Genomic DNA, 25,058 nt, shown 5'->3' on the forward strand with positions numbered 1-25,058 from the left:
CCGCGCCCCGCGCAGTGGAGACCCCTTGGTGACCGCTGTCGGCGGGGTGCGGCTGGAATGCGACGGGCCGGTGGCGACGGTGACGTTGTGCCGGCCCGACGTGCTCAACGCGCAGACTCCCGCGATGTGGCGGGCGCTGCGCGCATTCGACCGTGACCTGCCCGGGGACGTGCGGGTCGTGGTGGTGCGTGGCGAGGGCAGGGCGTTCTCCGCCGGCCTGGACCGGTCCGTCGCCGGTGCCACCGGCCCGGACTCGTTCGCCGCGCTCTCCGCGCTGCCGCCTGCGGAGGCGGCCGGCCGGATCGCCGAGTTCCAGGCCGGCTTCACCTGGTTGCACCGCCCGGATCTGATCTCGATCGCGGCGGTGCAGGGGCACGCGATCGGCGCGGGTTTCCAGCTCGCGCTCGCCTGCGACCTGCGGGTGCTGGCCGACAACGCCAGCCTGGCGATGGCCGAGGTGACACTCGGTCTGGTGCCGGATCTGGCCGGCACGAAGCGCCTGGTCGACCTGGTCGGTTACGCGCGGGCGCTGGAGATCTGCGTCACCGGCCGGCGGCTGGACGCGGTCGAGGCCCAACGGATGGGGCTGGCCACCGTGGTCGTGCCCGTGGCGGAGTTGGACGGTGCCGTGGCCGACCTGACCGCGGCCGTACTGGCCGGGGACCGCAACGCGGTGGTCGAGATCAAGGCACTGCTCGCCGGTGCGTCCGGACGCACTCCGAGCGAGCAACAACGGGCCGAACGCGAGGCACAGATGCGCCGTTTAGGCGATCTCACCGGCCGCGGCGAATAAAAAAGCAAATGGTAAGGAGCAACTGGGAAGAGAACCACTTACCTCTCGGGTTGACTTAAGCGTCGGTGGAATCGGATCGGTAAGGTCCGCGACAATTAGCGACACGGAGGTGACGGGTGTCCAACCCGATGGCGGGCGGTGGCATGGGCAGCATGGGTGGATGGAGCACGCTGCGCTCGATGCGGAGCCGGGACGAGGTCCGTGGCCACCAGCTCAGTAGCGGCGCCACCCGACGGATCGTCGCCTTCGCGCGGCCGTACCGGCGGGACATCGTCGTCTTCCTGATCACCGTGGTCCTCTCCGCCGTGATCGGCGTGGCCACCCCGGTGCTCGCCGGTGACGTCATCAACACCATCACCAAGGGTGGCTCCGACGCCGGCGGCATCGTGGTCCGACTGGCCCTGTTCATCGCCGGGCTCGCGGTCGTCGACGCGCTGCTCTCCCTGGCCCAGCGCTGGTACTCGGCCCGGATCGGCGAGGGCATCATCCTGGACCTGCGCACCAGGGTCTACGACCACGTGCAGCGGATGCCGTTGCAGTTCTTCACCCGTACCCAGACCGGTGCGCTGGTCAGCCGGCTCAACAACGACGTGACCGGCGCGCAGCGCGCGTTCACCTCGACCCTGTCCGGCGTGGTCAGCAACATCATCCAGCTCGTCCTCACCGCCGTCGTGATGTTCACCCTCTCCTGGCAGATCACCGTCATCTCGCTGGTGCTGCTGCCGATCTTCGTCGTCCCGGCCCGCCGGGTCGGCAAGCGGCTGGCCGAGATCACCCGGGAGGCGTACAACCTCGACGCCAAGATGAACGCCACCATGACCGAGCGGTTCGGGGTGGCCGGCGCACTGCTGGTCAAGCTCTTCGGCAAGCCCGAGGAGGAGGCCCGCCGGTTCGCCGAACGGGCCGACCGGGTACGCGACATCGGCGTACAGACCGCCATGTACTCCCGTACCTTCTTCGTCGCCATGCTGCTCGTCGCCTCGCTGGCCCAGGCGCTCACGTACGGGCTCGGCGGCTGGTTGGCCGTCAACGGCTCGGTCAGCGCCGGTACGGTCGTCACCCTCGCCCTGCTGCTCACCCGGCTGTACGGGCCGCTGACCGCGCTGTCCAACGTCCGGGTGGACGTGATGAGCGCGCTGGTCTCCTTCGACCGGGTCTTCGAGGTGCTCGACCTGAAGCCGTCGATCGCGGAGAAGCCGGACGCCGTCACCATCCCGCGCGGCAACGGCCGGCTGGAGTTCCGCGACGTGCGGTTCCGCTACCCGAGCGCCGCCGAGGTGTCGCTCGCCACGCTGGAGGACGTCGCCGCGCTCGACCGTACGGTCTCCGAACCGGTACTGCGCGGGGTCTCCTTCACCGTCGAGCCGGGACAGATGGTGGCCCTGGTCGGCCCCTCCGGCGCCGGCAAGTCCACCACCTCGATGCTGGTCTCGCGGGTCTACGACGTCACCGACGGCGAGGTACGCGTCGGCGGTGTCGACGTCCGCGACGCCACCTTCGACTCCCTGCGCGACGAGATCGGTGTGGTCACCCAGGACTCGCACCTGTTCCACGAGACCATCGCGGAGAACCTCCGCTACGCCAAGCCGGACGCGACCGACGACGAGCTCTGGGCGGCGCTGCGCGGTGCCCAGGTGGAGGAACTGGTCCGGGCCCTGCCTGAGGGCCTGGAGACGATGGTCGGCGAGCGCGGGTACCGGTTCTCCGGCGGCGAGAAGCAACGCATCGCGATCGCCCGACTGCTGCTCAAGGCACCGTCGATCGTCATCCTCGACGAGGCCACGGCACACCTCGACTCGGAGTCGGAGGCGGCCGTACAGCGGGCGCTGGCGGTGGCGCTCAGCGGGCGTACCGCGCTGGTCATCGCGCACCGGCTATCGACCGTGCGGGACGCCGACCAGATCCTGGTGCTCGACCACGGCAAGGTCGTCGAGCGGGGCCGGCACGACGAACTCGTCGCGGTCGGCGGGCTCTACGCCGAGCTGTACCGCACCCAGTTCGCGGTCGCCGACTCCCCGAAGCCCTACACCGACGCGGTCGGCCCGGAGCCGGTGACCACCGTGGCCCGGCGCGACTTCGACCCGGCCTGATCCACGGGCCCCTGCTCACCGGCCCGGCCGGCCAGGACCGCCGCGCGTAGCTCGGCGAAGGTCCCGGCCAGCCGGTCCGGCGTGTAGTGGGCGTTGAGGCCGCTCGGGTTCGGCAGCACCCACAGTCCCGCCCCGCCGAGCCCCTCCGGCTGGTGGCCGAGGGCGGCCCCGCGCCGGTCGAACGCCACCCGGTACGCGGTCACCCCGACCACCGCCACCCACGCCGGCCGGTATCGCCGCACCTTCGCCCGCAGCCGCCGCCCGCCGAGGGCGAGCTCGGCCGGGGTCAGCTCGTCGGCGCGGGCGGTGGCCCGCTCCACCAGGTCGGTGATGCCGAGGCCGTAGCCGAGCAGTTCCTCCTGGTCGGTCGGCCCGAGCAGGCGCGGGGTGAAGCCGCCCCGGTGCAGCGCCGGCCAGAACCGGTTGCCGGGACGGCCGAAGTGCCGGCCGATCGCCGCCGAGTAGAGGCCGGGGTTGATGCCGCAGAACAGCACGTCCAGTCCGGGCGCGATCAGGTCGGGGATCGTTTTGCCGTACGCGGCGGCCAGCTCCGCCCGATCCGGCCGCCGGACCGGGCGGCGTGGACGAGGTGGCACGGTCAGAGGCCGCGCAACGCGCCACCGTCGACCGGGATGGTGATCCCGGTCAGGTAGCTCGCGGCGGGGGAGAGGACAAACGCGGCGACCCGCCCGAACTCGGCCGGATCACCGAGCCGGCCCATCGGGATCGCCGACTCCGCGTCGAGGCGGGCGCGCTCCGGATCGCCGCTGGCGGCGAAGATCTGCCGGTTCCGGTCGGTCATGATCCGTCCGGGGAGCAGGCTGACGAACCGTACGCCGCGTGGGCCGTAGGAGTCGGACATCTCCTTGGCCACCGCCGCCAGGCCGGGACGCAGCCCGTTCGAGATGCCCAGGTGGGGGATGGGCACCCGGACCGAGCTGGACAGGACCAGCCCGATCGCGCCGCCGTCGGGCAGCGCCTCGGCAATCGTACGGATGGCGCGGATCGTGCCGAGGAAGACGGTTTCGAACGACTCCCGCCACTGCTCGTCGGTCACCTGCGCGGACGACCCGACGGGTGGCCCGCCGACCGAGACGAGCGCTCCGTCGAGCCGGCCGAAGTGCTCACCGGCCGCGTCGACCAGACGCGCAGCGGTGTCCGGGTCGCCGAGCGTGGCGGTCAGGCCGGTCGCGTACGCGGGACCGCCGAGCCGCTGCACCGCCGCGGCGACCCGACCGGGGTCACGGGCGGCGAGCACCACCCGGGCGCCCTCGGCCACCAGTTGTTCGGCGGTGGCGAAGCCGAGCCCGTTCGACGCGCCGGTCAGCACGTACACCCGGTCGGTGAGTCCGAGATCCATGGCGACGATCCTGCCGTACGCCCGCAGGTCGCTGCTACCCGCGCCCGTCGCGCAGCACCCGGACCCGCCCGGCCACCCGGAGCACCAGGGTGCCACCGGCCCGGCCGAGCGCCGGACCGCGTCGGGGCCGGGGGTGGGAGTCGCCGTCGTAGCGCCAGGTCGCCTCCCGGACGGCCAGCTCCTCGGCCGCCGGTCCCGGTAGCCGGCCACCGGTCGCCAGCTCCCTCGCCAGGTCCCAGCCGTCGCGCAGGGAGCCGTTGGTCGGTCGGGTGGCGGCGAAGGCCCGGAACGTGGGCAGCCAGGCGGCGCCCAGTCCGGCGACGAGCAGCGGCCAGTGCCGGCCGACGTCACCGGCCCGCTTGTTCAGCAGCGCGTCGCGGGCCGCCCCGACCAGCCGGGTGTCGAAGCCGGTGGGCACCGGCGCCCCGGACACCAGGGTCGCGACCAGCTCCGCCTGCCGGGCGGCGAGCCGCTCCCTGCCGGGCGGCTCGTCCCCGCTGACGAGATCGCCGGGCGGCTGGTCTCCGCTGACGGGATCGCCGGGCGACTGGTCTCCACTGACAGGATCGCCGGGCAGCCGGTCCCCGCTCACGTGATCGCCGGGTAGCCGGTGGCGGCGGCGATCGCGTCGAGCTCGTCGCGCAGTGCCTGCGCCGGTGGGTAACGCCCGTCGCGTTCGAGCAGCAGCGCCGGTGGCCGGTGCCGGGCGCACAGCTCGCCGACCAGGTCGAGTACGGCCGCCGGGGTCGCCTCGGTGTGCGTGTCGTGGTAGATCCCGTCGTGCTCGGCACCGCCGGCGACGTGTACGTACGCGACCCGGTCCAGGGGCAGCCGGTCGAGCAGGTCGACCGGGTCGGTGCCCCGGTTGCGGGCGTTGGCGTAGACGTTCGCGACGTCGAGCAGGAGCAGCGCACCGGTCCGGTCGAGGATCTCGGTGAGGAACTCGGCCTCGCCCAACTCGTCGTCCGGCCAGTCGAAGAGCGCGGCGATCGGCTCCAGCGCGAGCGGCACCGGCAACTCCGCCTGGGTCCGGGTGATGTTCTCCACCAGCGCCTCGACCGCGTCGCGGGTACGCGGCACCGGCAGCAGGTGACCGGCCTCGACGCCACCGGCCCGGACGAACGCGATGTGCTCGCTGACCAGCGGCGCGTCCAGCAGTTCGGCGACCCGGGCCAGGTGGGTGACCCGGCCCGGTTCCACCGGCTCGGCGCCGCCGAGGGAGAGCCGCACCCCGTGCGGTACGACCACCGCGCCGTGCTGGCGCAGCGCGGTCAGGGCCGCCGGTGCCGGACCGCCGGCCGCGACCGATTCGGCGACCACCTCGACGAAACGGAGTCCGGGCAGCTCAGCGATGAAGCCGGAGATCTCCGGCCGCCAGCCGATGCCGACGCCGTACCCGGGCAGGTTCATCCGCCGCACCCTCCGCCACCGCCGCAGCCACCGCCACCACCCCCGCAGCCGCCACCCCCGTCGCCGCCACTGCTGCCACTGCTGCCACCGTCGGAGGAACCGCCGGTGCTGCCGCTGGCGAGGTTGCGCTGCACCTCGGCCTCGGCGGCGAAGGCCGGGTCGAGGGCGTAGAGCGCGGCACCGCCGAACAGCGCCACACCGAGCGCGGCGCTGGTGGCGCCGTACGTGTGGTACGACGGCTGGGAGCTGGGGGAGAGGTGAGCGTGCTGCCCCTTGAGCGTCTTGATGGCGGTCCGGGCGGCGCGGGTCTGCCTCGGCACCGAGCCCAGCAGGATCAGGGTGGTCACCGCGAGCCCGATGAGCAGCACCAACAGGTACAGCACCGGCTTGTCCCCGATGATCCCGGCGATGAACCGGGCCACACCGACCGCCAGCAGCCCGAGCAGCAGCAGCGGGAACAGACGTGCGGCCCGGCGCTGCTCCACGGTCGGCGCCAGCCCGACGTGTTCGAGTTGCCGGCGGATGTCGTGCAGGGCGGCCCGTACATAGTGGTCGCCGGCCAGGTCACGGGGCCGGATCCGCCGTCCGGCCGCGTTGTAGACGGCCTGGTCCAGGCGGGTGGCTCCGGCCGGCATCGACCCGGCGGCGGTGAGCGCGCGGCCCTTTGTGGTGGTGCCGACCGAGCCCGCGGCACGCAGGCCGCCGAGCGAGGCGTAGACGGCGAGCCGCTCGCCGCCGTTGAGGTAGGCGGCCTGCTCGGGGGTGAGTTGGTTCGCCGCCAGCTCGCGCCGGCCGGCGAAGACGATGGAACGTTGGACCACGGCGGCGAGGATCAACAGGCCGGCTGCGGCCAGGTACAGGAACAGGAAGGTCGGCCCGGAGATGCCCCAGGTGTCCGCCGGGGCCGCGGCGCTGATCAGCATGGGCCCATTGTGGAACAGCACCGCCACCGGCGGGGGGTCAGCCACCACCGCCACCACCGCCCCCGCATCCGCCTCCGCCGCTGCCGCCCCCGCAACCTCCTCCTCCGCCACCGCCCCCGCATCCGCCACCGGACCCGGAGTCACCCGATCCCGAGTCGCCGGACCCGGAGTCACCGGATCCGCCGCCGGACCCGACGGCGCCGGCCGCCCCGCTGTACGTCGACTCGTGCTCGTCGCGCGCCTCCTGCGCCATCTCCGGGTCCAGAGTCGACATGACGCTCACGCCGTACAGCGCGACGGCCATCGCCACCAGGCTGGGGTCCTGCGTGCCGAGGTCGGGTTTTGCCGCCGGGGCGAGGTGCCGGTGACCGCGCCGGAGCTGGACGAGCATGGCATCGGCGGCGAGGCTGCGGCGGGGGATCCGGGCGATCAGCACCAGGTACGCGATCACGACCAGGGCCAGTGCCGTCCAGAGGTAGTCGACCGGGGCGCCCCGGCCGAGTCCGATCCCGAGCCGGGCGGCGCCGACGGCGACCAGCGCCAGCAGGAGCCACGAGCCCCGGCGGGCGGACCGGCGGATCTCCCGGCCGAGCAGCAGGTTGGCCTGCTCCAGTGCGCGTTTCACGTCGGCGACGGCGGCCAGGACCGCCGGGTCGGCGCGCAGCCACTGTTGCGACAGCCCGCTCTCGGCGGCGGCGTACACCGCTTCGTCGAGGCGGCTGGCCCATGGTGGTAGCGGGCCGGTGGTGGTCAGCCGCCGGTCGGCGGTCACCGCGACGGCGTCCACCCGACGCAGGGCGGCCAGCGACGAGTAGACCGCCAGCCGCTCACCGCTGTCGAGGTACGCCGCCTGGGCCGGGGTGATCTCGATCAGTCGCAGGCCGGGCGGCTGGTCGAGGACCCGGCGCCGGTGCAGCAGAGCGACGACGACGATGACCGCCGCCGTGCCGAGGTAGTACCAGATGAACGCAGGGATGGTGGGCATCGGGAGCTGCTCCTCGTCGTACGGGGAGGTGAGGGCTCCTCAGTGTGCGCCACCGCTGCCAGCGGGTCGACGTACCGCCTCCTCGACCAGGTCGAGGACCGGCCCGAGGTCGCCGGCCGGGCGTCCCATGGCCAGGTGCAGCACCAGCCCGTCGTAGGCGAGTTCGAGGAACCGGGCCAGCACGTCGATCGGTACGTCGTCGCGCAGCACCCCGGCGTCGCGCTGGCGGCCCAGCCGCTCCCGGGTGGCCTCGGCGATCGCCGCCGAGCGCTCGGCCCACCGCTTGGCGAACTCGGGGTCGGTACGCAGCCGGCGGGACACCTCAAGCTGGCTGCCGAGCCAGCCGGCGGTCTCCGGGGAACTGGCGCTGGTGAGCAGATCGCGCATCACCTGGACCAGGCCGTTGCGGGCGACGGTGGAGACCATCGCCACCGCGTCGTCCTCGGCGACGGCGAGGAAGAGCGAGTCCTTGTCCCGGAAGTGGTGGAAGATCGCGCCCCGGGAGAGCCCGGTCGCTTCTTCCAGCCGACGGACTGTGGCACCCTCGTATCCGTAGCGGGCGAAACAGGCCCGCGCCGCCGCGAGGATCTCGTGGCGGCGAGCGTCGAGCTGGTCCTGGCTCACTCTGGGCACCCGTCGATCGTGTCAGGTGCCGCGGCATGATGCAAACCGTACGTACGGCTTGGTTTGGGAGGGGCGGGATAGGCTGCCGCCCGTGAGCATCCCCGACGCGCCGCCCGGCCCGCTGACGGTCGCCGCGATCCAGGCGCAACCGGTCGCCGGTGACCTGACCGGCAACACGAGGACCGCCGCCCGGCTGGTGCACCGGGCCGCCGACGAGGGCGCCGAACTGGTCGTACTCCCGGAGTTGTTCCTGCCCGCGTACCATCCGCCGACCCTGCGGGCCGACCCGGCCGGAACCGACCTGGCCGCGACCGACGGCGGCCGGATCGACGACCCGAGACTGGACCCGCTGCGGGCCGCCGCCCGCGACCGCCGCGCCGTGGTCGTCGTCGGCGCCGCCATCCGGTACGTCGACCAGCGCCGCACCTGCGCCGCGATGGTCGTCGACCGCTCCGGTACGGCTCACGCCGCTTACGACAAGCAGCAGCTCTGGGGACCGGACGAGCGGGAGCTGTTCGTCCCCGGCGAACGCGGCGCCACCCTGCTGGTCGACGGCTGGCGGCTCGGCCTCGGGATCTGCTACGACGGCTGTTTCCCGGAGCACGCCCGCGCCGCCGCCGCCGACCGGGCCCACGGCTACCTCTGCCCGAGCGGCTACCTGGCCGGATCGGCCCACCGCCGCGACCTCTACTACGCCGCCCGCGCCCTGGACAACACCATGTACGTCGCCTTCGCCAACTCGGTCGGCGGCGAACCACCGTGGCGGTTCAACGGCGGCGCCGCCCTGTACGACCCGGAGGGTCGCCCGCTGGGCCGTGGTGGCGACGACGGCGAGGCGGTGGTGGTCGGCGTGTTCGACCCGGTCGAGTTGGTCCGGGTCCGGTCCACCCACCGGATGCTCGCCGACCGGCGGACCGGGTTGGGCGGCGAGCGGGCCGTGCTCACCGGCTGATTCGACCGGTCACAATATGGGAAAGCTGTTAACACCCGGGGTCTGTTGTCGGACACCGCGGTTCCCGTAGGGTGCGCGAGTGCCACTGCTGCTCCTCGACCTGGACAACACCCTGCTGGACCGGGCGGGACCGTTCCGCGCCTGGGGGCAGCGTTTCCTGGACGAGATCGGCGCACCCGACACCGACATCGACTGGCTGCTTTCCATCGACGCGGACGGGCTGACCGACCGGTGGGACGTGGCCGACGCGATCCGGGACCGCTACCGGCTGCGTACCCCCTCCATCGACCTGGTCGAGGCGCTGCACGACGGGGTCGTGGAACACACCCGGCTCGACCCGCTGATCGCCTGCGCGCTGCGGATCGCCGACGACGCCGGCTGGGTGCCGGTGGTGGTCAGCAACGGCACCGTACGCCAGCAGGACGCGATCATCCGCAAGACCGGACTCGACCGGTACGTGGCGGACTGGGTCATTTCCGAGGAGGCCGGGGTCAGCAAGCCGAACCCGCGCATCTTCGTCCTCGCCGCCCAGCGGGTACGGATGCAGCTGCGCGGATCCTGGGTGGTCGGTGACAGTCCCGAGGCCGACATCGGTGGCGCGGCGGCGGTCGGCCTGCCCAGCGTCTGGCTGCACCGGGGGCGGAGCTGGATGGAGTCCCGGTTCGCGCCGACCAGGACCGCCGACGGCCTCATCCCCGCCGTCTCCGCCGTCCTCGCCGGCTGAGCTGCTACTGAACCGGTCGCCGGTGAGAACTGGACCGGTCGCCGGTTAAATCGGTTGACGGCCGGACCGGTCGCCGGTGAGCATGGTCCGGTCACGTCCGCAGGGTCCGGCTGAGTCCGGGTCGAGGAGAGAAGGAGGTCGAGTAAATGGCTGTCGTCGCTGTCGCTGTCGCGCGCCCGTACCCGTCTTCTTCCACCTCGATCGAGGGATTCCTACCTTGCGTGAGCACGACCATGTCCCACCGGCGCGGGAGCGCCGTACCCGTCGCTTCGACGACGACGAACCGCAGTTTCTGAAGCGGTCCCGGCACGCACTGCCGGCGGCCGGCTTCGACACCAACACCGACACCGACGCGCCCGAGGTCGGCGACCGCTGGTCGAGCTGGGACCAGGCGGTACAGGGCCCGGAACCGCACCCCGACTGGCTGGTCACCGAGCTGGCCGCGGTCGACAGTGAGCTGGGCGTACTCAAGACGGGCAAGGAAGCCGACGTGCACCTCGTCCGACGGTACGTGCCCGGCACCGACCGGTCCTGCCTGCTGGCCGCCAAGCGCTACCGGGACGCCGAACACCGGCTCTTCCACCGCGACGCCGGTTACCTGGAGGGGCGCCGGGTGCGCCGCTCGCGGGAGAACCGGGCGATGGAGGGGCGGACCGCGTTCGGCCGGCAGATGATCGCCGGTCAGTGGGCCGCCGCCGAGTTCGGCGCGCTGGCCCGGCTCTGGGAGATCAGCCGGGAGATGGGCAGCATCTCGGTGCCGTACCCGGTGCAGCTGCTCGGCACCGAGCTGATGCTGGAGTTCGTCGGGGACGCCGAGGAAGGGCAGGCCGCGCCCCGGTTGGCCCAGACCCGGCCGGAGCCGGCCGAGCTGCGTGGCCTCTGGGACCAGATGCTCGACGCCCTGGTGGTGCTGGCCCGCGCCGGGCTGGCCCACGGCGACCTGTCGCCGTACAACCTGCTGGTGCACGAGGGCAGGTTGGTGCTGATCGACCTGCCGCAGGTGGTGGACGTGGTCGCCAACCCGCAGGGTCGGGAGTTCCTGGCCCGCGACGTACGGGTGGTGTCGAACTGGTTCCGGTCACGGGGGCTCCCCGGCGAACTGCTCGACCCGGAGGCCCTGACCGGCCGGCTGCTCGGGGAGGCGGGGATACGGTGACGTGTTCCCGGCCCAGCGCCGGGTCGGCCGAACGGTCCGGCCCGGCGCTGTGTCGGAGTGTGGCCAGCTGCTGGAGGTAGCTCTGCCGGCTACTGGAGGTAGCTCTCCACCTCGTTCTTGCTCCGGTCGCCCACCGTTTCCGGGTCGTTACCGGCGCTGCGGGCGGCCCGCCGACGGCGGAGCAGGTCCCAGCACTGGTCGAGGGACTCTTCCAGGGCCCGGAGCCGCGCGCGCTCCTCGTCGGTGGTCTTGTGGTTGGCCTGTTCCTGGCTGCGGAGCTTGTGCTCCTCGTCGACCAGTTCGTTGATCCGGCTCAGAATCGTGCTGTCGTCCATGCGGAGAGCCTGTCACAGGCCCGGCGGCGGCGTCCGTATTCCCCGGCCCGGGTGTGCTTTGCCACCGGGGGCGCGGGCCGTCCCGTTCCCGGCTGTACGTTGCCTTGGCGCCGGCCGTGACTTTGCTAACGATCCCGGCCCGGTCGGTGATGGTTCGTGACCTCGCAGGCACTGTTGACCGGTGACGGAGAAGACCCGGTTGGGCAAGGCGGCGCGGCTCCTGTTGTACGGCGTACTGGCTGGTGCGGTGCTTGCCGCGTCGGCCCTGCCGGCCAGCGCGCTCGCCGGTGTGGTGCTGAAGGCGGCCAGCGACTCGTACGAGGACCTGCCGAATGACCTGAAGGTGCCGGCGACCGCCCAGCGTTCGTACCTCTACGCCAACGACGGCAAGACGCTGCTGACCACGTTCTACGACGAGAACCGGGTCGACGTGCCGATCACCGAGATCGCGACCAGCATGCAGCAGGCGATCGTCGCGGCCGAGGACACCCGGTTCTACGAGCACGGCGGCGTCGACCTGCGCGGTGTGGTCCGGGCGTTCGTCGCGAACCAGAGCAACGGCGAGGTCGAGCAGGGCGCGTCGACGCTGACCATGCAGTACGTCCGCAACGTGCTCAAGTCCGACCCGAACCTGACCCCGGAGCAGCGGGCCGCGGCGACCGCCGAGACCAAGGGTCGCAAGATCCAGGAGATGCGGTACGCGGTCGCCCTGGAGAAGAAGCTCTCCAAGCAGGAGATCCTGGACCGGTACCTGAACATCGCCTACTTCGGTGCCGGCGCGTACGGGATCGCCGCCGCGAGCCAGCGGTACTTCGGCAAGTCCGCCTCGGCGTTGACGCTGGCCGAGGCGTCGTTGCTGGCCGGGCTGGTGCAGTCGCCGGACTCGGACAACCCGATCAGCGGGGACAAGCAGGCGGCGCTGGACCGGCGGTCGTACGTGCTGGGCGCGATGGCGAAGATGAAGGTCATCACGGACGCCGAGGCGAAGGCGGCCGACGCCGAGGAGTTGGCCCTGCACCCGACCCAGGCGCCGAACGACTGCGGCAGCATGCCGGCCGGGCACGACGACTGGGGCTTCTTCTGCGACTACTTCCGGCAGTGGTGGAACGCCCAGCCGGCGTTCGGCGCCACGGTCGCCGACCGGCAGCAGGCGCTGCGTCGTGGTGGGTACACGATCGTCACCTCGCTGGACCCGAAGATCCAGGCGTCCGCGTTGCAGCAGACGCTGACCGTCTACGGGTACAGCAACAAGCGGGCCGCCCCGATGGCGGCGGTGCAGCCGGGCACCGGTCGGGTGCTGGCGCTCGCGGTGAACCGGCACTACAGCCTCGACCCGAACCCGGCCGGGCAGCAGAACTACCCGAACACGGTGAACCAACTCGTCGCCGGTGGTGGCGCGATCGAGGGTTACCAGGCCGGTTCGACGTTCAAGATGTTCACCATGCTGGCCGCGCTGGAGTCCGGCCGTACCCTCGACACCGGCTTCGTCTCCCCGGCCAAGTTCCCCAGCAAGTACCCGGACGGCGGGCCGAACAGCTGTAACGGCGTCTGGTGCCCGGGCAACGACAACCCCGACTGGATGGACGGTTACCGCAACATGTGGACCGGCTTCGGCCGGTCGGTCAACACCTACTTCGTCTGGCTGGAACAGCAGGTCGGCGCGGAGAAGGCGGTGGAGATGGCGCAGCGGCTCGGGATTCAGTTCCGGGCGAAGTCCGACGCCGACCTGGCCGCCGACGGTGCCGAGGGCTGGGGCGCCTTCACCCTGGGGGTGGCCTCGACCACCCCGCTCGACCTGGCCAACGCGTACGCGACGCTGGGTGCGGACGGGGTCTACTGCAAGCCGTTGCCGGTCAACTCGATCACCGGTCCGGACGGCGCGAAGGTCGACGGGGTCGGGCCGTCGTGCAACCGGGTGGTGAGCGCCGACGTGGCGCGGGCGGCCACCGACGCGGCCCGCTGCCCGGTCGGCCAGCAGTCCAGCCTCGACACCTGTGACGGTGGCACCGCCACCCAGGTCACGGGCATCCTGGGCGGTCGTCCGGTCGCCGGCAAGACCGGCAGCTCGGAGGAGAACGCGACGGAGACCTTCGTCGGTTTCACCCCGCAGCTCGCGGTGGCGTCGATCGCGGCCAACCCGGACGACCCGGGTGACCACGTCGGCTCGGCGGTGCAGTCGAAGGTGGTCGACGCGGTCGCCCGGACCATCGCGGCCGGTCTGCAGGGCAAGCCGAGGACGGACTTCCCGGCGCCGAGCCGGGAGATCGCGTACGGCGCTGACGGCCCGAACCAGCCGCCGGCCCAGAACAACCCGCCGGCCCAGAACAACCCGCCTCGCGGGGACGGAAACGCGGCCGGAACCAACCAGCCGCCGGCCAACCCGAACCAGCCCGTCATCCCCGGCCGCCGCAACCGCTGACCCTCGCCTCATCCCGCCGCGCTGGTCGGGAGTCGGCCACTGTGTGATCCACGCGCGCTGGTCTGTCGAGCGGGAACCTTCCGCGACAGCTCGGCGCGCGTGGATCAACGGCAGCGGTCGGCACGTTTATCGTATCGATATCGGTCATTGACACGACGGAATACGCTCCTTGGGTGCGCCGGGACACCGGTCGGTGGCGGCCGCCGTGACGGGTTAGCCTCGTGCGGTGACGGGACAATCCACTCAGAGCCTGCCCTCCCTGCCGTTCGACGCCGCGTTCGTCGCCGATCCGTACCCGACCTACGCACGGTTGCGGGAGGCCGGGCCGGTGCACCGGACAGCGCTGCCGGACGGAAGCCCGGTCTGGTTGGTGACCCGCTACGCGGACGTACGCGCGGCACTCGCCGACCCGAGACTCTCCCTGGACAAGGCGAACTCCGACGGCAGTTGGCGCGGCTTCTCGCTGCCCCCGGCGCTGGACGCGAACCTGCTCAACATGGACCCGCCCGACCACACCCGGATCCGCCGGCTGGTCAGCCAGGCGTTCGGGCCGCAGCGGATCGCCGGTCTCCGGCCCCGGATCGAGGCGGCGGCCGAGGAACTGCTCGACCGGATCGCCCCGCACGGCCACGCCGACCTGGTCGCCGACTACGCCGGCCCGCTCCCGGTCACCGTCATCTCCGACCTGCTCGGGGTGCCGGAGGCCGACCGGGCCGCCCTGCGCGGCTTCACCGACGTGATGCTCAGCCCACCCGCGGACGACCCCCGGGCGGCCGGTCGGGTGGTCGTGGCACTACAGGAGTTCATGGTCCGGCTGATCGCCGACAAGCGCCGCGAGCCCGGCGACGACCTGCTCAGCGCCATGATCGCCGCCCGGGACACCGGGGCGGACGGCGGCACCGACCGGCTCGGCGAGGACGAACTCACCTCGCTCGCCTTCCTGGTGCTCTTCGCCGGCTACGAGAACTCCGTCCACCTGATCGGCACGAGTCTGCTCGCCCTGCTGCGCCACCCCGAGCAGCTCGACGGGGTGCGCGGCGCACCCGAACCGCCGGCCGCCCTGGTCGAGGAACTGCTGCGCTACGAGCCGCCGTCGCCGGTGGCGCTGCGCCGGTTCCCGGTCACCGACGTCGAGATCGGCGGGGTGACCATCCCGGCCGGGGCGAGCGTGCTGCTCGGCGTCGCCCTCGCCAACCGGGACCCGCGCCGGTTCGACAACCCGGAACTGCTGGACCCGGACCGGACCGACAACGGCCAGCTCACCCTGGGCCACGGCATCCACTACTGCGTCGGCGCCCCGCTCGCCCGGCTCGAACTCCAGGTGGCGATCGGTGCCGTACTGCGGCGCTTCCCGAAGCTCGCACTCTCGGTCGACCCGGCCGAGTTGGACTGGCGCCCCAACTTCCGTACCCGAGGGCTGCGGAGCCTGCCGGTCACCTTCTGACCGCTCGCCGAGCGGGTACGCGAAGGGGTCCCCGCCATCGGCGAGGACCCCTTCGTCGGCTGGGCTGTGACGTCAGCTGGCGATCATCCGACGCAGCACGTACTGCAGGATGCCGCCGTGGCGGTAGTAGTCGGCCTCGCCCGGGGTGTCGATCCGGACGACCGCGTCGAACTCCACGCCGGTGTCGGTGCTGACCCGGACCGTACGCGGGACGTCGCCGTCGTTGAGCGCGGTCACGCCGGTGATGGTGAACGTCTCCGTGCCGGTGAGGCCGAGCGTCTCGGCGGTCACGTCGACCGGGTACTGCAACGGCAGCACGCCCATGCCGATCAGGTTCGAGCGGTGGATCCGTTCGTACGACTCGGCGATGACCGCCCGTACGCCGAGCAGCATGGTGCCCTTCGCCGCCCAGTCGCGCGACGAGCCGGAGCCGTACTCCTTGCCGGAGAGGATGACCAGCGGTACGCCCGCCTCCTGGTACGCGACCGAGGCGTCGAAGATCGAGCTCTGGTCACCGGTCAGGTGGTTGACCGTGAAGCCGCCCTCGACGCCCGGCACGAGCTGGTTGCGCAGCCGGATGTTGGCGAAGGTGCCCCGGATCATCACCTCGTGGTTGCCCCGGCGGGAGCCGTACGAGTTGAACTCGTGCCGGGCCACGCCGTGCTCGGCCAGGTACTTCCCGGCGGGGGAGTCGGCCTTGATCGAGCCGGCCGGCGAGATGTGGTCGGTGGTGACCGAGTCACCGAGCTTGGCCAGCACCCGGGCGTTGGTGATGTCGACGACCGGCTGCGGCTCGCGGGACATGCCCTCGAAGTACGGGGGCTTGCGCACGTAGGTCGAGTCACCGGCCCAGGCGAAGGTGTCACCGGTCGGGGTGGGCAGGCCCTGCCAGCGCTCGTCACCGGCGAAGACGTCGGCGTAGTCGGCGGTGAACATCTCGCTGCGCACCGCGCTGGCGATGACCTCCTCGATCTCGGTCGAGTTCGGCCAGATGTCGCGCAGGTAGACCGGCTGACCGTCGGAGCCGAGCCCGATCGGCTCGTTGGCCAGGTCGATGTCCATCGTGCCGGCCAGCGCGTACGCGACCACCAGCGGCGGCGAGGCGAGGTAGTTCATCTTGATGTCCGGGTTGATCCGGCCCTCGAAGTTCCGGTTGCCGGAGAGCACCGAGACGACCGACAGGTCACGCTCGTTGACCGCCGCCGAGACCTCCTCGGGCAGCGGGCCGGAGTTGCCGATGCAGGTGGTGCAGCCGTAGCCGACCAGGTGGAAGCCGAGCTTCTCCAGGTACGGGGTGAGGCCGGCGCGCTCGTAGTAGTCCATGACCACCTTCGAGCCCGGCGCCAGGGTGGTCTTCACCCACGGCTTGCGGTTCAGGCCGCGCTCGACGGCGTTGCGGGCCAGCAGTGCCGCGCCGATCATCACCTGCGGGTTCGAGGTGTTGGTGCAGGAGGTGATCGCGGCGATCACGACCGCGCCGTGGTCGAGTTCGAACTCGGTGCCGTCGTCGCCGGTGACCCGGATCGGGGCGCTGGCCCGTCCCTTCGCGCCGGTCGCCGCGGAGACGAGGTCGCGGGGCGCGTCGTCGGGGTCGTTGATCCCGTTGGCCGGCGGGTCGCTGGCCGGGAACGACTCCTCGCTGGCCTCGTCGGCCGGGCCGTGGGCGACCGGGTTGTCCTCGCCGACGTAGTTGATCAGGGCGGAGCGGAACATCGTCTTGGCGTTGCCCAGCGGCACCCGGTCCTGCGGGCGCTTCGGCCCGGCCAGCGACGGCTCGATGGTCGACAGGTCGAGTTCGAGCCGTTCGGAGTAGTTCGGCTCGGCGTCCGGGTCGTGCCAGAGGCCCTGCGCCTTGGCGTACGCCTCGACCAGCGCTACCTGCTGCTCGCTGCGGCCGGTGAGCTGGAGGTAGCGGATGGTCTCGGCGTCGATCGGGAAGATGGCGACGGTGGAGCCGTACTCGGGCGACATGTTGCCGATGGTGGCCCGGTTGGCCAGCGGCACCGCGCTCACGCCGGGGCCGTAGAACTCGACGAACTTGCCGACGACGCCGTGCTTGCGCAGCATCTCGGTGATGGTGAGCACCAGGTCGGTGGCGGTGGTGCCGGTCGGCGCCTCGCCGGAGAGCTTGAAGCCGACGACCCGGGGGATGAGCATGCTGACCGGCTGGCCGAGCATGGCGGCCTCGGCCTCGATGCCGCCCACGCCCCAGCCGAGTACGCCGAGGCCGTTGACCATCGTGGTGTGCGAGTCGGTGCCGACCACGGTGTCCGGGTAGGCCTGGCCGCCCCGCTCCATGATGGTCCGGGCCAGGTACTCGATGTTCACCTGGTGCACGATGCCGGTGCCCGGCGGGACGACCTTGAACTCGTTGAACGCGGTCTGGCCCCAGCGCAGGAACTGGTAACGCTCGCGGTTGCGCTCGTACTCCAGCTCGACGTTGCGGGCGAAGGCGTCCTCGCGGCCGAACAGGTCGGCGATGACCGAGTGGTCGATCACCAGCTCGGCCGGGGCGAGCGGGTTGACCCGGGTCGGGTCGCCGCCGAGGTCGCGGACGGCCTCACGCATGGTGGCGAGGTCGACGACGCAGGGCACACCGGTGAAGTCCTGCATCAGCACCCGGGACGGGGTGAACTGGATCTCCACGCTCGGGTCCGCGTCCGGGTCCCATCCGCCGAGCTGCCGGATGTGGTCGGCGGTGATGTTCGCGCCGTCCTCGGTGCGGAGCAGGTTCTCCAGCAGGATCTTCAGGCTGTACGGCAGGCGGTCCTGACCGGCCACCTTGCTGATTGAGAAAATCTCGTAGCTCGCGTCTCCGACGCGTAGCTGGCTCTTCGCACCGAAGGTGTCGAGGCTCGCCACGTCGTACTCCTTCACGCTGTGTTCGTTCCGGCCGATGCCTTCCGGCCGAAGGGCGACCGTGAATAGTCCTGAGCAGTCTTTCGTATGTGTTACCGCCGCGCGCGGGTTAGGTAACACTTACCGACCGGCTCCTTCGGCTATTAAAACCGTACGTCCGTCTTGCTACTGACGCAAGCTGGCCCCGCACCGGGTGGTGGGCCCCGGACACCAGCGGGCGGCGGAGGGTCGGACCCGGTACAGGCGTCGGTGCTAGGGTGCCGCGAGTGACCGACGCAACCGTCCAGCTCGCCGCCCAGCCGCGCATCGACACCGTGGCCACCGGATTCTTCACCGACGCCCGGCGCCTGCGCAGCGACTACGCCGGCATCGCCTGGATCGGCGGTCAGCCCGACGCCGACACCGGGCTGATGGGGCCGGAGTACAAGCGCCGCCGGGTCGACTCCCGGCTCTTCCTGCCGGACACGCACTGGTACGACCTGGACGCCCTCGAAGACGTCGAGGTGCAGCTCAGCGTCGGCCTGTTGCAGATCCCCGGCACCGCCCAGGGCACCCAGGGTCTGGTCGGGGCGATCGCCGACCCGGTGGTCGAGTTCTACGAGCACCCGGACGGCGGTACGGGCGTGGGTCTCTGCCTCTGGGTGCACGGCGACATCTGGTCCAACGTCGGCCTCTCCTACCGGGTGACCGTGCTCTGCGCCCCCGACGCCGTACGCGAGCCGGGCGCCACCGTCGACGAGATCGGCAACGACGGCTCCGGCCCGGTCGACGGTGGCCTCGGCGAGGTCGTCTGACCCGCGTACACGACGAGGGGCCAGCTCGGGTGAGCTGGCCCCTCGGTCCTACTGTCCTGCTATTCGGTTGTCACCAGCGTCAGGCCGAGTAACCGCGGGTGGCGATCCAGTTGGCCATGTCGATGGTGGTCATCCAGTACGACGAGTCGTTCGGGTTGGCCGGGTCGGAGATCTTCACCTGCCGACCGTCGTCCTTGTAGCCGACCACGGCCAGGTAGTGGCCGCCCTCGTAGGAGTGCGTGACCCCGTCGGTGTCGGTCCCGGTGCCGATGATGTTGGCCACCACGGCACGGTTGTCGTCGACCGCGCTCTTGACGTCGGCCTGGAGCTTGTCCATCTGCTCCGGCTTGGCCTTGCTGTCCGGGATGGCCGTGGTCTTGTACTTGTGACCGCCGACAACGTCGTTCAGCACCCGGGTGGTGTCCTCGGCCGAGTTGGTGCCCTCGACCGTGGTACCCAGCTTCTTGGCGACCTCGTCCTGGCTCAGGTTGTGACCGTCCGCGCTCAGCGCGATCCGGGTCGAGGCCGGGCCACACCAGAAGAAGTTCGGCTGCGCCTGGTAGTCGACCTTGAGTTCCTTGGCCGACTTGCCCTGGTCCTTGCCGTGACCGCCGTCGTCGTGACCACGGTCGGACGTCACCTGGGCGACGGTCGTCATGGCCGGGGCCGGGTGGGCCGGAGCCGCTTGCGCGGTGGCACCCAGCGGGCCGGCGATGGCTCCGCCGACGAACGCGAAACCTGCGACGGTCAGCGCGCCCTTACGAATTGCGGGGGTCTTTGCGATGGCCGGTAGCCACTGACTGAAGGTAGTCATGATGGTTGCCTTCCATTGGGGGTGTCCCGTACCGGGGGAGAAGCACGGGGATAAGCCACACGCCCTGGCCAAGGGGGCTGGTCGGGCGTGCTCGGGGATGTAACCGATCGGGCCCGTCATGCATTCCGGGGAGGCGTCACCCGTCGGGCCGATCTCGGAGGCGACCCGCTCGGGGTGCTCCGTCGTTCAGGGGGATGTAACCGGGCCGGCCCGTCAATCATTCCCGGGGGCGTGCCACCCGGTGGGCCGGTCAAGGAGGTCACCCGGTCGGGGTGCTCCGGCGTACGTGGGTATAACCGATCCGGGGCCCCGGGCATTCCGCCGGGGGGCACCCGGGTCAGTTGATCAAGCCAATCCGGGTCCGGCCCGCCGACACCGGGTCACACACCGGACATCCGGTCCGAAACCGTCAGCTTTCCTTGGTGCCGAGGGCGTTGGCCTCCGCGTGCCGGTCGCGCAACCGGGTCCGGATCTGGTCCGGGGTGTACGCCCGCCGCCGACGCTCGGCCCGCGCGACCACCACCCCCGTGGCCGCCACGCCGACGACGCCTGCCAGGCCAACTATCTTCCACCAACGCATCCGCCTAGGGTAGTCGAGTGGTTGATACGAGCATCAGCCTCGACGAGGCCGTCGACGTGACCCGTACCGGGGATCTGTGGGTCTTTCGCGGACGAAGCATGCCGGACCGGGCCATCCAGTTCACCACGAACAGCCCGGTCAACCACGTCGGCATGGCGGTGGTCCTGGACGACCTGCCGCCGCTGATGTGGCATGCCGAACTGGGTCGGTCGCTACCGGACATGTGGTCCGGCACCCACCAGCGCGGCGTCCAACTGCACAACCTTCGCGACGCCGTCTGCGTCTGGGCGAACCGGTACGGACAGCGCGCCTGGCTGCGCCAACTGGAGCCGCCCGCCGGCCGTGAACACGAGGACGCGGTGCTGCGGACGATCGCCCGGCTCGACGGCACGCCGTTCCCCTCCACCGCCCGGATGGCCTGGCGCTGGCTGCGCGGCCGGGTGCCGGACGTGCGGCGTACCGGCCTGTTCGGGGCGGGTGCGCCCGCTGGGGTCACCGGGTCGGGCGAGGACCCTGCGCCGGCTGGTCCGGATCGTCGGGAAAGCGACCTGGAGACCGCCTACTGCGCCGAGGTGGTGGCCGTGACGTACGAGGAGATGGGCCTGCTGCCGGCCGGGCGGCGGCCGAACTGGTACGACCCCGGCCGGTTCTGGAGCGGCGACGACCTCGACCTCACCAACGGCGCCCGACTCGGCACGGAGATCACCGTCGAGATCCCGCCCCGCTGACCCACCCACCCCACCCCTGAAGATCCGCACTCTTGTAGAGAAAGAGGGGCTTCCCGCTCGGGGAAAGCCCCTCTTTCTCTACATTTGCGCGATCTTGGGGTGGGGTGGGGTGGGGTGGGGTGGGGGTCAGCCGCGTTGGGCGCCGGTGGGCCAGAGGACCGTTACGGGCAGGCCGCGTTCGCGGGCGACGTCGACCACGTGGGCGGTATCCCCGACGTGGACCGAGGGTCGGCCGTCCCAGACCGCGAACAGCAGCTCGCACCGGTTCAGCAGCTCCTCGCTCGCGGCCATGTACGCCCGCCGGTCGGACCGGTCGTACGGCATGTAGTCCACCCGCACCGCCCGCTCCAGCAGCTCGTCGAAGGTGGCCCGGTTCTCCCGCTCGACCGCGCACCGCCGGTAGTCGGCCGCCGGGATCACCGCCTCGTAGGTGCCGTGCAGGTTCAGGATCTCCCGAGCGAAGAGCTGGTCGGCGCCGTTGGCCAGACAGGTGATCCCGTGCAACCCCGGCCCGGCGTACGGCCGCAGGTGCTCGGCGAGACACGCGGAGACCAGCTCGGCGGTGCCGCGGGCGAGGATCACATGACCGGTGACTCCGATCCGCGGCACGACCCACCGTCCGTTCATCGTCACCCGTGCTGCCCCAGCCGAACGATCCGGAACCCGGCGTCGGCCAGGATGGTGGGCATCGCCCGGATCACGTCGTGATTGCGCTCGCGCATCTCCGGACCGAGCTCCTCCCACGGAACCAGGGCCGGGTGCAGCCGTCGCCCGTCGTCGCGCGGCTCACCGTACCGCCAGCCGGCGGCCGTGCGCTCCCGTACCCAGCGCCAGTGTTCCAGCATCGCCAGCCGGGCGACGTCCGGCTCGGTCAGGACGTACTCCTCGGCCGGACCGACCCGGGGGGCGAGGACGCACCCCAGCTCACGCAGCTTGCCGCCGAAGTCCTCGGACTGGGCCCGGTTCGCGATCCGCAGCGTCTCGCTCAGTTCCTCCCACGGCATCAGGGTCGGCGGGTCCGAGGGTTGCCCACCGCGCCGCCGCCGGGCGGCGACGTAGCCCTCGTGGATCACCCGGGCCAGATGGTCGCCGATCAGCTCGGGGTCGCAGGCCGCCCGGACCACGCCGTACAGGCGCAGGGTGCCGGACAGGTCGTCGAGCAGGTGTTGACCGGAACCACCGAACGCGTCCCGGAGGCTGGCCAGCCGGTCCAGCCGGACCACCACCGAGCCGGGCTCGCCGTGCCACACCTGCTCCGCCGTCAGCGCGGTCTTGAGCGCCCACTGCTCGTCGTCGTAGCAGATGAACACCCGGTCGGGCGGCATCGGGAGCCCGCCGGCGGCGAGGAGTTCGTTCAGTGTTCCGTCGTACGCGGTGATCCGGCAGACCCGCGACAGCAACGGGAAACGCTCGATGAGCTGGTCACGGGCCCGGCTGGCGAACTCGTCGACCAGGGCGACCGGTACGGGCCGGTCGTCGCGCGGGTCGCCCAGCCGCCACCGCCGGGCCAGTTCCACCAGTACGGCCCGGCCGAAGTTGGTCGCGCCGAGCACCGCCACCCTCGGCGGTTCACCGTTCACCGGGACCGGCGGTTCCTGACGGAGCAGCTTGCGGGCGGCCAGGTCGTCGATGTGGAAGAAGTCCACCCGCGCGCCCGGCTGCCCGCCGAGGCCGAAATGCCGCGCCTGTAGGGCGAGGCAGAGTTCCGGGTCGGCAACCTCGGCGTAGACCGAGAGCGGGCTGCGCCGGCCGTACCTGCCGTGGCGGGCGGCGGCGAGGGCGATCGCGGTGTTGGCGGCGCTGTCGTCGGTGCAGGCGTACAGCGCGCGGGCCCGCCCGACCCCGGCCGCGGCCAGCACGTCCGGGTCCCGGGCGGCGCGGGCGACCCGACGGGTGCCCGGCTCGGTGGCCACCGCGCCCGAGGGGACCGACACCACCCGCTCGCCATCGGCCCGCAGCCGCCGGGCGAGGGTGCTGGCGATCATGCCGTCGCCGCAGACGATGACGTGGTTGCGGGCCCGGCGGACCCGCAACCGTCGCAGTTCGGTCTGGAAGACCAGCCGCCCGGCCTCGATGAAGGCGTAGACGGTGACGGCGGGAGCGCTGAACCGGGCGATGTCCAGCAGCAGCGGGAACGGCCCGCCGTCGTCCAGTGGCGGTGAGCCGAGCACGAACAGTTGCAGGTCGTAGTAGAGCAGGTCGAGCGGATGTGCGGGCTGCTTCAGGTGGTAGCGGAAGTACCGGTCGAAGCCGAGGTAGCCACAGACGACGGAGGCGACGCCGATCACGGCGAAGACCACCCGGAGCACGTCCATGGTCGGGGCGCGCGGGGGTTCGCCGAGACTCCTGCCGGGCACGACGCCTCCCGTGGGGATCGGGCGTGGACGCAGCGTCATCGTACCGTTGCGGTTCGACCCCATGGAAGATCGTCAAGTGCCGGTCGCCCGGCCCGCCGTCAGCCCGGCAGCCGGTGACCCGCCTCGCGCTGGGCGGCCAGCCAGGTCTCCACCTCGTCGGCCTGCCGGGGCAGGCCCGCCGACAGGTTGACCGCGCCGGCCGGGGTCACCAGGACGTCGTCCTCGATCCGGATGCCGATCCCGCGCAGCTCCGCCGGAACCAACTCGTCCTCCGGCTGGAAGTACAGACCCGGCTCGACGGTCAGCACGTAGCCCTCGCCGAGCGGACCGTCGCGGTACGTCTCCTTGCGCGCGTTCGAGCAGTCGTGCACGTCGATGCCGAGCATGTGGCCGAACCCGTGCAGCGTCCAGCGCCGGTAGACCGTCGACGTCTCGTCCATCGCCTCGTCCACGCTCACCGGCAGCAGTCCCAGTTCGGACAGCCCCTCGGCGAGCACCCGCATGCAGGTCCGGTGTACGTCCTTGAAACTCACGCCGGGCCGGATGAACTCGATCCCGGCCTGCTGGGAGGCGTACACGATGTCGTAGACCTGGCGCTGCAACGGGGTGAAGGTGCCGGAGACCGGCACCACCCGGGTGACGTCGGCGGTGTAGAGGTTGCGCCCCTCCACCCCCATGTCCATCAGCAGCAGCTTGCCCGGCTGGGTCACGCCGGTGTTGCGGACCCAGTGCAGGATCGTCGCGTGCTCGGCCGACCCGACGATCGAGCTGTAGCCGACGTCGTTGCCGTCGTGCCGGGCCCGGAGCGCGAAGATCCCCTCCAGCAGCCGTTCGGTCACCGGCCGGTCGGCCGGCAGCACCCGGGCGACGTCCTCGAAGCCGCGTACGGTGGCGTCGATGGCGTCCTGGAGCTGGGCGATCTCCCACTCGTCCTTGACCAGCTTCAGCTCGGCGATCACCGCGGCCAGCTCCCGGTCCCGGCCGAGCCGGGCCGCCGCCTGGTCACCGGCGGGAGCCGGCGGGTCGTACGGGCGGACGCCCGCGTCGACCGAGGCGTCCAACCCGCGCAACACCCGGGTACGCCCCGGCGCGCAGTCGGCCAGCGCGGCGGCCAGGTCGGTCAGCGGTGCCGTCTCGACGCCCAGCTCGGTCGACTTCTCGGCCAGCGTGTGCCGGCGGCCCACCCACAGCTCACCGTTGCGGCTGCGGAAGAACTCGTCGGTCTCCTTCGAGTTGCGCGGCTGGGTGTAGAGGATCGCCTCGTGGCCGGACCCGTTTGGCCGCAGCACCAGCACGTCGTCCGGGTCGTGGTCACCGGTCAGGTACGCGAAGTCGCTGCCGGGCCGGAACGGGTGGTCGGTGTCGTTGGCCCGTACCTTCTCGGTGCCGATCGGGATCACCAGCGTCTCGCCGGCGAACGCGGCCGAGAGGGCGGCCCGACGCTTGGCGTAGTTGGGCGCCTCGGGGCGGGGGGTCACGGCCAGGGCGGAGTCCCGCCAGCCCTCCCGCATGAACGCGAGGAACTTCTCCGGAAAGTCGGGATCGTGCGACTCGATCCGCGCGGTCTCCGCCGTGTCCTCGTTTGCCGTGTCCTCGTTCCGGTCGCCGCTCATGTCCCGCTCCTCCCAGGCCCGTCCAACCTCTCAGACCGTACCGCGCGGGCGGGGTCCGGATCTCCCAGCGGTGCCGGCACACGCGCCCGGCGCGCGTG

23 protein-coding genes are annotated in these 25,058 nt (G+C 71.7%); 9 read left to right on the forward strand and 14 right to left on the reverse strand.

Annotated features, from left to right (window positions below; all coding sequences use genetic code 11):
- Positions 1-28 precede the first annotated feature (28 nt).
- Both ACZ6QQ_RS04010 and ACZ6QQ_RS04015 read left to right on the forward strand, forming a co-directional pair.
- The gene (locus tag ACZ6QQ_RS04010; RefSeq protein WP_465874145.1) at positions 29-793 is read left to right on the forward strand and encodes an enoyl-CoA hydratase/isomerase family protein; all 765 of its coding nucleotides are present in this window, start codon (positions 29-31) and stop codon (positions 791-793) included.
- 128 nt (positions 794-921) lie between these two features.
- Positions 922-2,883 carry an ABC transporter ATP-binding protein gene (locus tag ACZ6QQ_RS04015; RefSeq protein ID WP_465874525.1) on the forward strand — a complete coding sequence of 654 codons (1,962 nt, stop codon included), beginning with the start codon at positions 922-924 and terminating at the stop codon, positions 2,881-2,883.
- Here the strand turns inward: ACZ6QQ_RS04015 and mug are convergent.
- From mug to ACZ6QQ_RS04050, 7 genes are read right to left on the reverse strand one after another with little or no spacing between them, the layout of a single operon-like run.
- Positions 2,817-3,485, reverse strand: coding sequence for a G/U mismatch-specific DNA glycosylase (gene mug / locus ACZ6QQ_RS04020; protein ID WP_465874527.1), 669 nt, complete (start codon positions 3,483-3,485; stop codon positions 2,817-2,819). The genes ACZ6QQ_RS04015 and mug overlap by 67 nt on opposite strands.
- Positions 3,482-4,243, reverse strand: a complete 762-nt coding sequence (locus ACZ6QQ_RS04025; RefSeq protein WP_465874147.1) for an SDR family oxidoreductase — start codon at positions 4,241-4,243, stop codon at positions 3,482-3,484. The genes mug and ACZ6QQ_RS04025 overlap by 4 nt, the downstream gene beginning before the upstream one ends.
- Positions 4,244-4,277: 34 nt before the next feature.
- Positions 4,278-4,835 (reverse strand): SCO6045 C-terminal-like domain-containing protein, encoded by a 558-nt coding sequence (locus ACZ6QQ_RS04030; protein ID WP_465874148.1) that lies wholly within the window; start codon positions 4,833-4,835, stop codon positions 4,278-4,280.
- Positions 4,832-5,653 carry an MbnB/TglH/ChrH family RiPP precursor modification enzyme gene (locus ACZ6QQ_RS04035; RefSeq protein ID WP_465874150.1) on the reverse strand — a complete coding sequence of 274 codons (822 nt, stop codon included), beginning with the start codon at positions 5,651-5,653 and terminating at the stop codon, positions 4,832-4,834. The genes ACZ6QQ_RS04030 and ACZ6QQ_RS04035 overlap by 4 nt, the downstream gene beginning before the upstream one ends.
- Positions 5,650-6,576, reverse strand: coding sequence for a TIGR04222 domain-containing membrane protein (locus tag ACZ6QQ_RS04040; RefSeq protein WP_465874152.1), 927 nt, complete (start codon positions 6,574-6,576; stop codon positions 5,650-5,652). The genes ACZ6QQ_RS04035 and ACZ6QQ_RS04040 overlap by 4 nt, the downstream gene beginning before the upstream one ends.
- A 37-nt stretch (positions 6,577-6,613) precedes the next feature.
- Positions 6,614-7,561: a TIGR04222 domain-containing membrane protein gene (locus tag ACZ6QQ_RS04045; protein ID WP_465874154.1), complete on the reverse strand. Its 948-nt coding sequence runs from the start codon at positions 7,559-7,561 to the stop codon at positions 6,614-6,616.
- Positions 7,562-7,600: 39 nt separating this feature from the next.
- The gene (locus ACZ6QQ_RS04050; RefSeq protein ID WP_465874156.1) at positions 7,601-8,194 is read right to left on the reverse strand and encodes a TetR/AcrR family transcriptional regulator; all 594 of its coding nucleotides are present in this window, start codon (positions 8,192-8,194) and stop codon (positions 7,601-7,603) included.
- Between the two features lie 82 nt (positions 8,195-8,276).
- On the opposite strand from ACZ6QQ_RS04050, the gene ACZ6QQ_RS04055 reads away from it, so the two are divergent.
- The 3 genes from ACZ6QQ_RS04055 (at position 8,277) to ACZ6QQ_RS04065 (ending at position 11,017) form a co-directional block, all read left to right on the forward strand.
- Positions 8,277-9,137 carry a carbon-nitrogen hydrolase family protein gene (locus ACZ6QQ_RS04055; protein WP_465874158.1) on the forward strand — a complete coding sequence of 287 codons (861 nt, stop codon included), beginning with the start codon at positions 8,277-8,279 and terminating at the stop codon, positions 9,135-9,137.
- A gap of 79 nt (positions 9,138-9,216) precedes the next feature.
- Complete coding sequence (locus ACZ6QQ_RS04060) at positions 9,217-9,861, forward strand: HAD family hydrolase (RefSeq protein ID WP_465874160.1); 645 nt, start codon at positions 9,217-9,219, stop codon at positions 9,859-9,861.
- A 217-nt stretch (positions 9,862-10,078) separates the two neighbouring features.
- Positions 10,079-11,017, forward strand: a complete 939-nt coding sequence (locus ACZ6QQ_RS04065) for a serine protein kinase RIO (protein ID WP_465874161.1) — start codon at positions 10,079-10,081, stop codon at positions 11,015-11,017.
- Positions 11,018-11,106: 89 nt separating this feature from the next.
- Here ACZ6QQ_RS04065 and ACZ6QQ_RS04070 read toward each other — a convergent pair whose 3' ends face one another.
- Positions 11,107-11,352 carry a DUF2630 family protein gene (locus tag ACZ6QQ_RS04070; protein ID WP_465874163.1) on the reverse strand — a complete coding sequence of 82 codons (246 nt, stop codon included), beginning with the start codon at positions 11,350-11,352 and terminating at the stop codon, positions 11,107-11,109.
- A gap of 181 nt (positions 11,353-11,533) precedes the next feature.
- Between ACZ6QQ_RS04070 and ACZ6QQ_RS04075 the strand changes: the two genes are divergently transcribed.
- On the forward strand, positions 11,534-13,771 hold the full coding sequence (locus tag ACZ6QQ_RS04075) for a transglycosylase domain-containing protein (RefSeq protein WP_465874165.1): 2,238 nt from the start codon (positions 11,534-11,536) through the stop codon (positions 13,769-13,771).
- A 250-nt stretch (positions 13,772-14,021) separates the two neighbouring features.
- Entirely contained in the window at positions 14,022-15,215 is a 1,194-nt protein-coding gene (locus ACZ6QQ_RS04080; protein WP_465874529.1) for a cytochrome P450 family protein, read from the forward strand.
- A 72-nt stretch (positions 15,216-15,287) separates the two neighbouring features.
- Here ACZ6QQ_RS04080 and ACZ6QQ_RS04085 read toward each other — a convergent pair whose 3' ends face one another.
- On the reverse strand, positions 15,288-18,092 hold the full coding sequence (locus ACZ6QQ_RS04085) for an aconitate hydratase (RefSeq protein ID WP_465874166.1): 2,805 nt from the start codon (positions 18,090-18,092) through the stop codon (positions 15,288-15,290).
- Between the two features lie 248 nt (positions 18,093-18,340).
- Here ACZ6QQ_RS04085 and ACZ6QQ_RS04090 point away from each other — a divergent pair, with 248 nt between their 5' ends.
- The gene (locus ACZ6QQ_RS04090) at positions 18,341-18,868 is read left to right on the forward strand and encodes a hypothetical protein (protein ID WP_465874168.1); all 528 of its coding nucleotides are present in this window, start codon (positions 18,341-18,343) and stop codon (positions 18,866-18,868) included.
- A gap of 79 nt (positions 18,869-18,947) precedes the next feature.
- Here the strand turns inward: ACZ6QQ_RS04090 and ACZ6QQ_RS04095 are convergent, their stop codons facing one another.
- A complete protein-coding gene (locus ACZ6QQ_RS04095; protein ID WP_465874169.1) occupies positions 18,948-19,682 on the reverse strand; it encodes a C39 family peptidase in 735 nt (244 codons plus the stop codon).
- 409 nt (positions 19,683-20,091) lie between these two features.
- A complete protein-coding gene (locus ACZ6QQ_RS04100; protein ID WP_465874171.1) occupies positions 20,092-20,262 on the reverse strand; it encodes a hypothetical protein in 171 nt (56 codons plus the stop codon).
- 17 nt (positions 20,263-20,279) lie between these two features.
- Here ACZ6QQ_RS04100 and ACZ6QQ_RS04105 point away from each other — a divergent pair, with 17 nt between their 5' ends.
- Positions 20,280-20,990, forward strand: a complete 711-nt coding sequence (locus ACZ6QQ_RS04105; RefSeq protein WP_465874173.1) for a hypothetical protein — start codon at positions 20,280-20,282, stop codon at positions 20,988-20,990.
- Positions 20,991-21,116: 126 nt separating this feature from the next.
- On the opposite strand, the gene ACZ6QQ_RS04110 is transcribed toward ACZ6QQ_RS04105, so the two are convergent.
- The 3 genes from ACZ6QQ_RS04110 to ACZ6QQ_RS04120 all read right to left on the reverse strand — a co-directional run bounded on the left by ACZ6QQ_RS04110 (position 21,117) and on the right by ACZ6QQ_RS04120 (position 24,960).
- The gene (locus ACZ6QQ_RS04110; protein WP_465874175.1) at positions 21,117-21,599 is read right to left on the reverse strand and encodes a hypothetical protein; all 483 of its coding nucleotides are present in this window, start codon (positions 21,597-21,599) and stop codon (positions 21,117-21,119) included.
- A 20-nt stretch (positions 21,600-21,619) separates the two neighbouring features.
- Positions 21,620-23,347 (reverse strand): NAD-binding protein, encoded by a 1,728-nt coding sequence (locus ACZ6QQ_RS04115; RefSeq protein WP_465874177.1) that lies wholly within the window; start codon positions 23,345-23,347, stop codon positions 21,620-21,622.
- Positions 23,348-23,445: 98 nt separating this feature from the next.
- On the reverse strand, positions 23,446-24,960 hold the full coding sequence (locus ACZ6QQ_RS04120) for an aminopeptidase P family protein (RefSeq protein ID WP_465874178.1): 1,515 nt from the start codon (positions 24,958-24,960) through the stop codon (positions 23,446-23,448).
- Positions 24,961-25,058: the final 98 nt, after the last annotated feature.

It is taken from the genome of Micromonospora sp. NPDC049529 (assembly GCF_055586685.1).

Bases quoted from the DNA above. Each gene is read 5' to 3' on its own strand.
- ACZ6QQ_RS04015 (WP_465874525.1), top strand. From the start codon at position 922: ATGGCGGGCGGTGGCATGGGCAGCATGGGTGGATGGAGCACGCTGCGC.
- ACZ6QQ_RS04025 (WP_465874147.1), bottom strand. From the start codon at position 4,243: ATGGATCTCGGACTCACCGACCGGGTGTACGTGCTGACCGGCGCGTCG.
- ACZ6QQ_RS04035 (WP_465874150.1), bottom strand. From the start codon at position 5,653: ATGAACCTGCCCGGGTACGGCGTCGGCATCGGCTGGCGGCCGGAGATC.
- ACZ6QQ_RS04040 (WP_465874152.1), bottom strand. From the start codon at position 6,576: ATGCTGATCAGCGCCGCGGCCCCGGCGGACACCTGGGGCATCTCCGGG.
- ACZ6QQ_RS04045 (WP_465874154.1), bottom strand. From the start codon at position 7,561: ATGCCCACCATCCCTGCGTTCATCTGGTACTACCTCGGCACGGCGGCG.
- ACZ6QQ_RS04070 (WP_465874163.1), bottom strand. From the start codon at position 11,352: ATGGACGACAGCACGATTCTGAGCCGGATCAACGAACTGGTCGACGAG.
- ACZ6QQ_RS04095 (WP_465874169.1), bottom strand. From the start codon at position 19,682: ATGACTACCTTCAGTCAGTGGCTACCGGCCATCGCAAAGACCCCCGCA.
- ACZ6QQ_RS04100 (WP_465874171.1), bottom strand. From the start codon at position 20,262: ATGCGTTGGTGGAAGATAGTTGGCCTGGCAGGCGTCGTCGGCGTGGCG.
- ACZ6QQ_RS04120 (WP_465874178.1), bottom strand. From the start codon at position 24,960: ATGAGCGGCGACCGGAACGAGGACACGGCAAACGAGGACACGGCGGAG.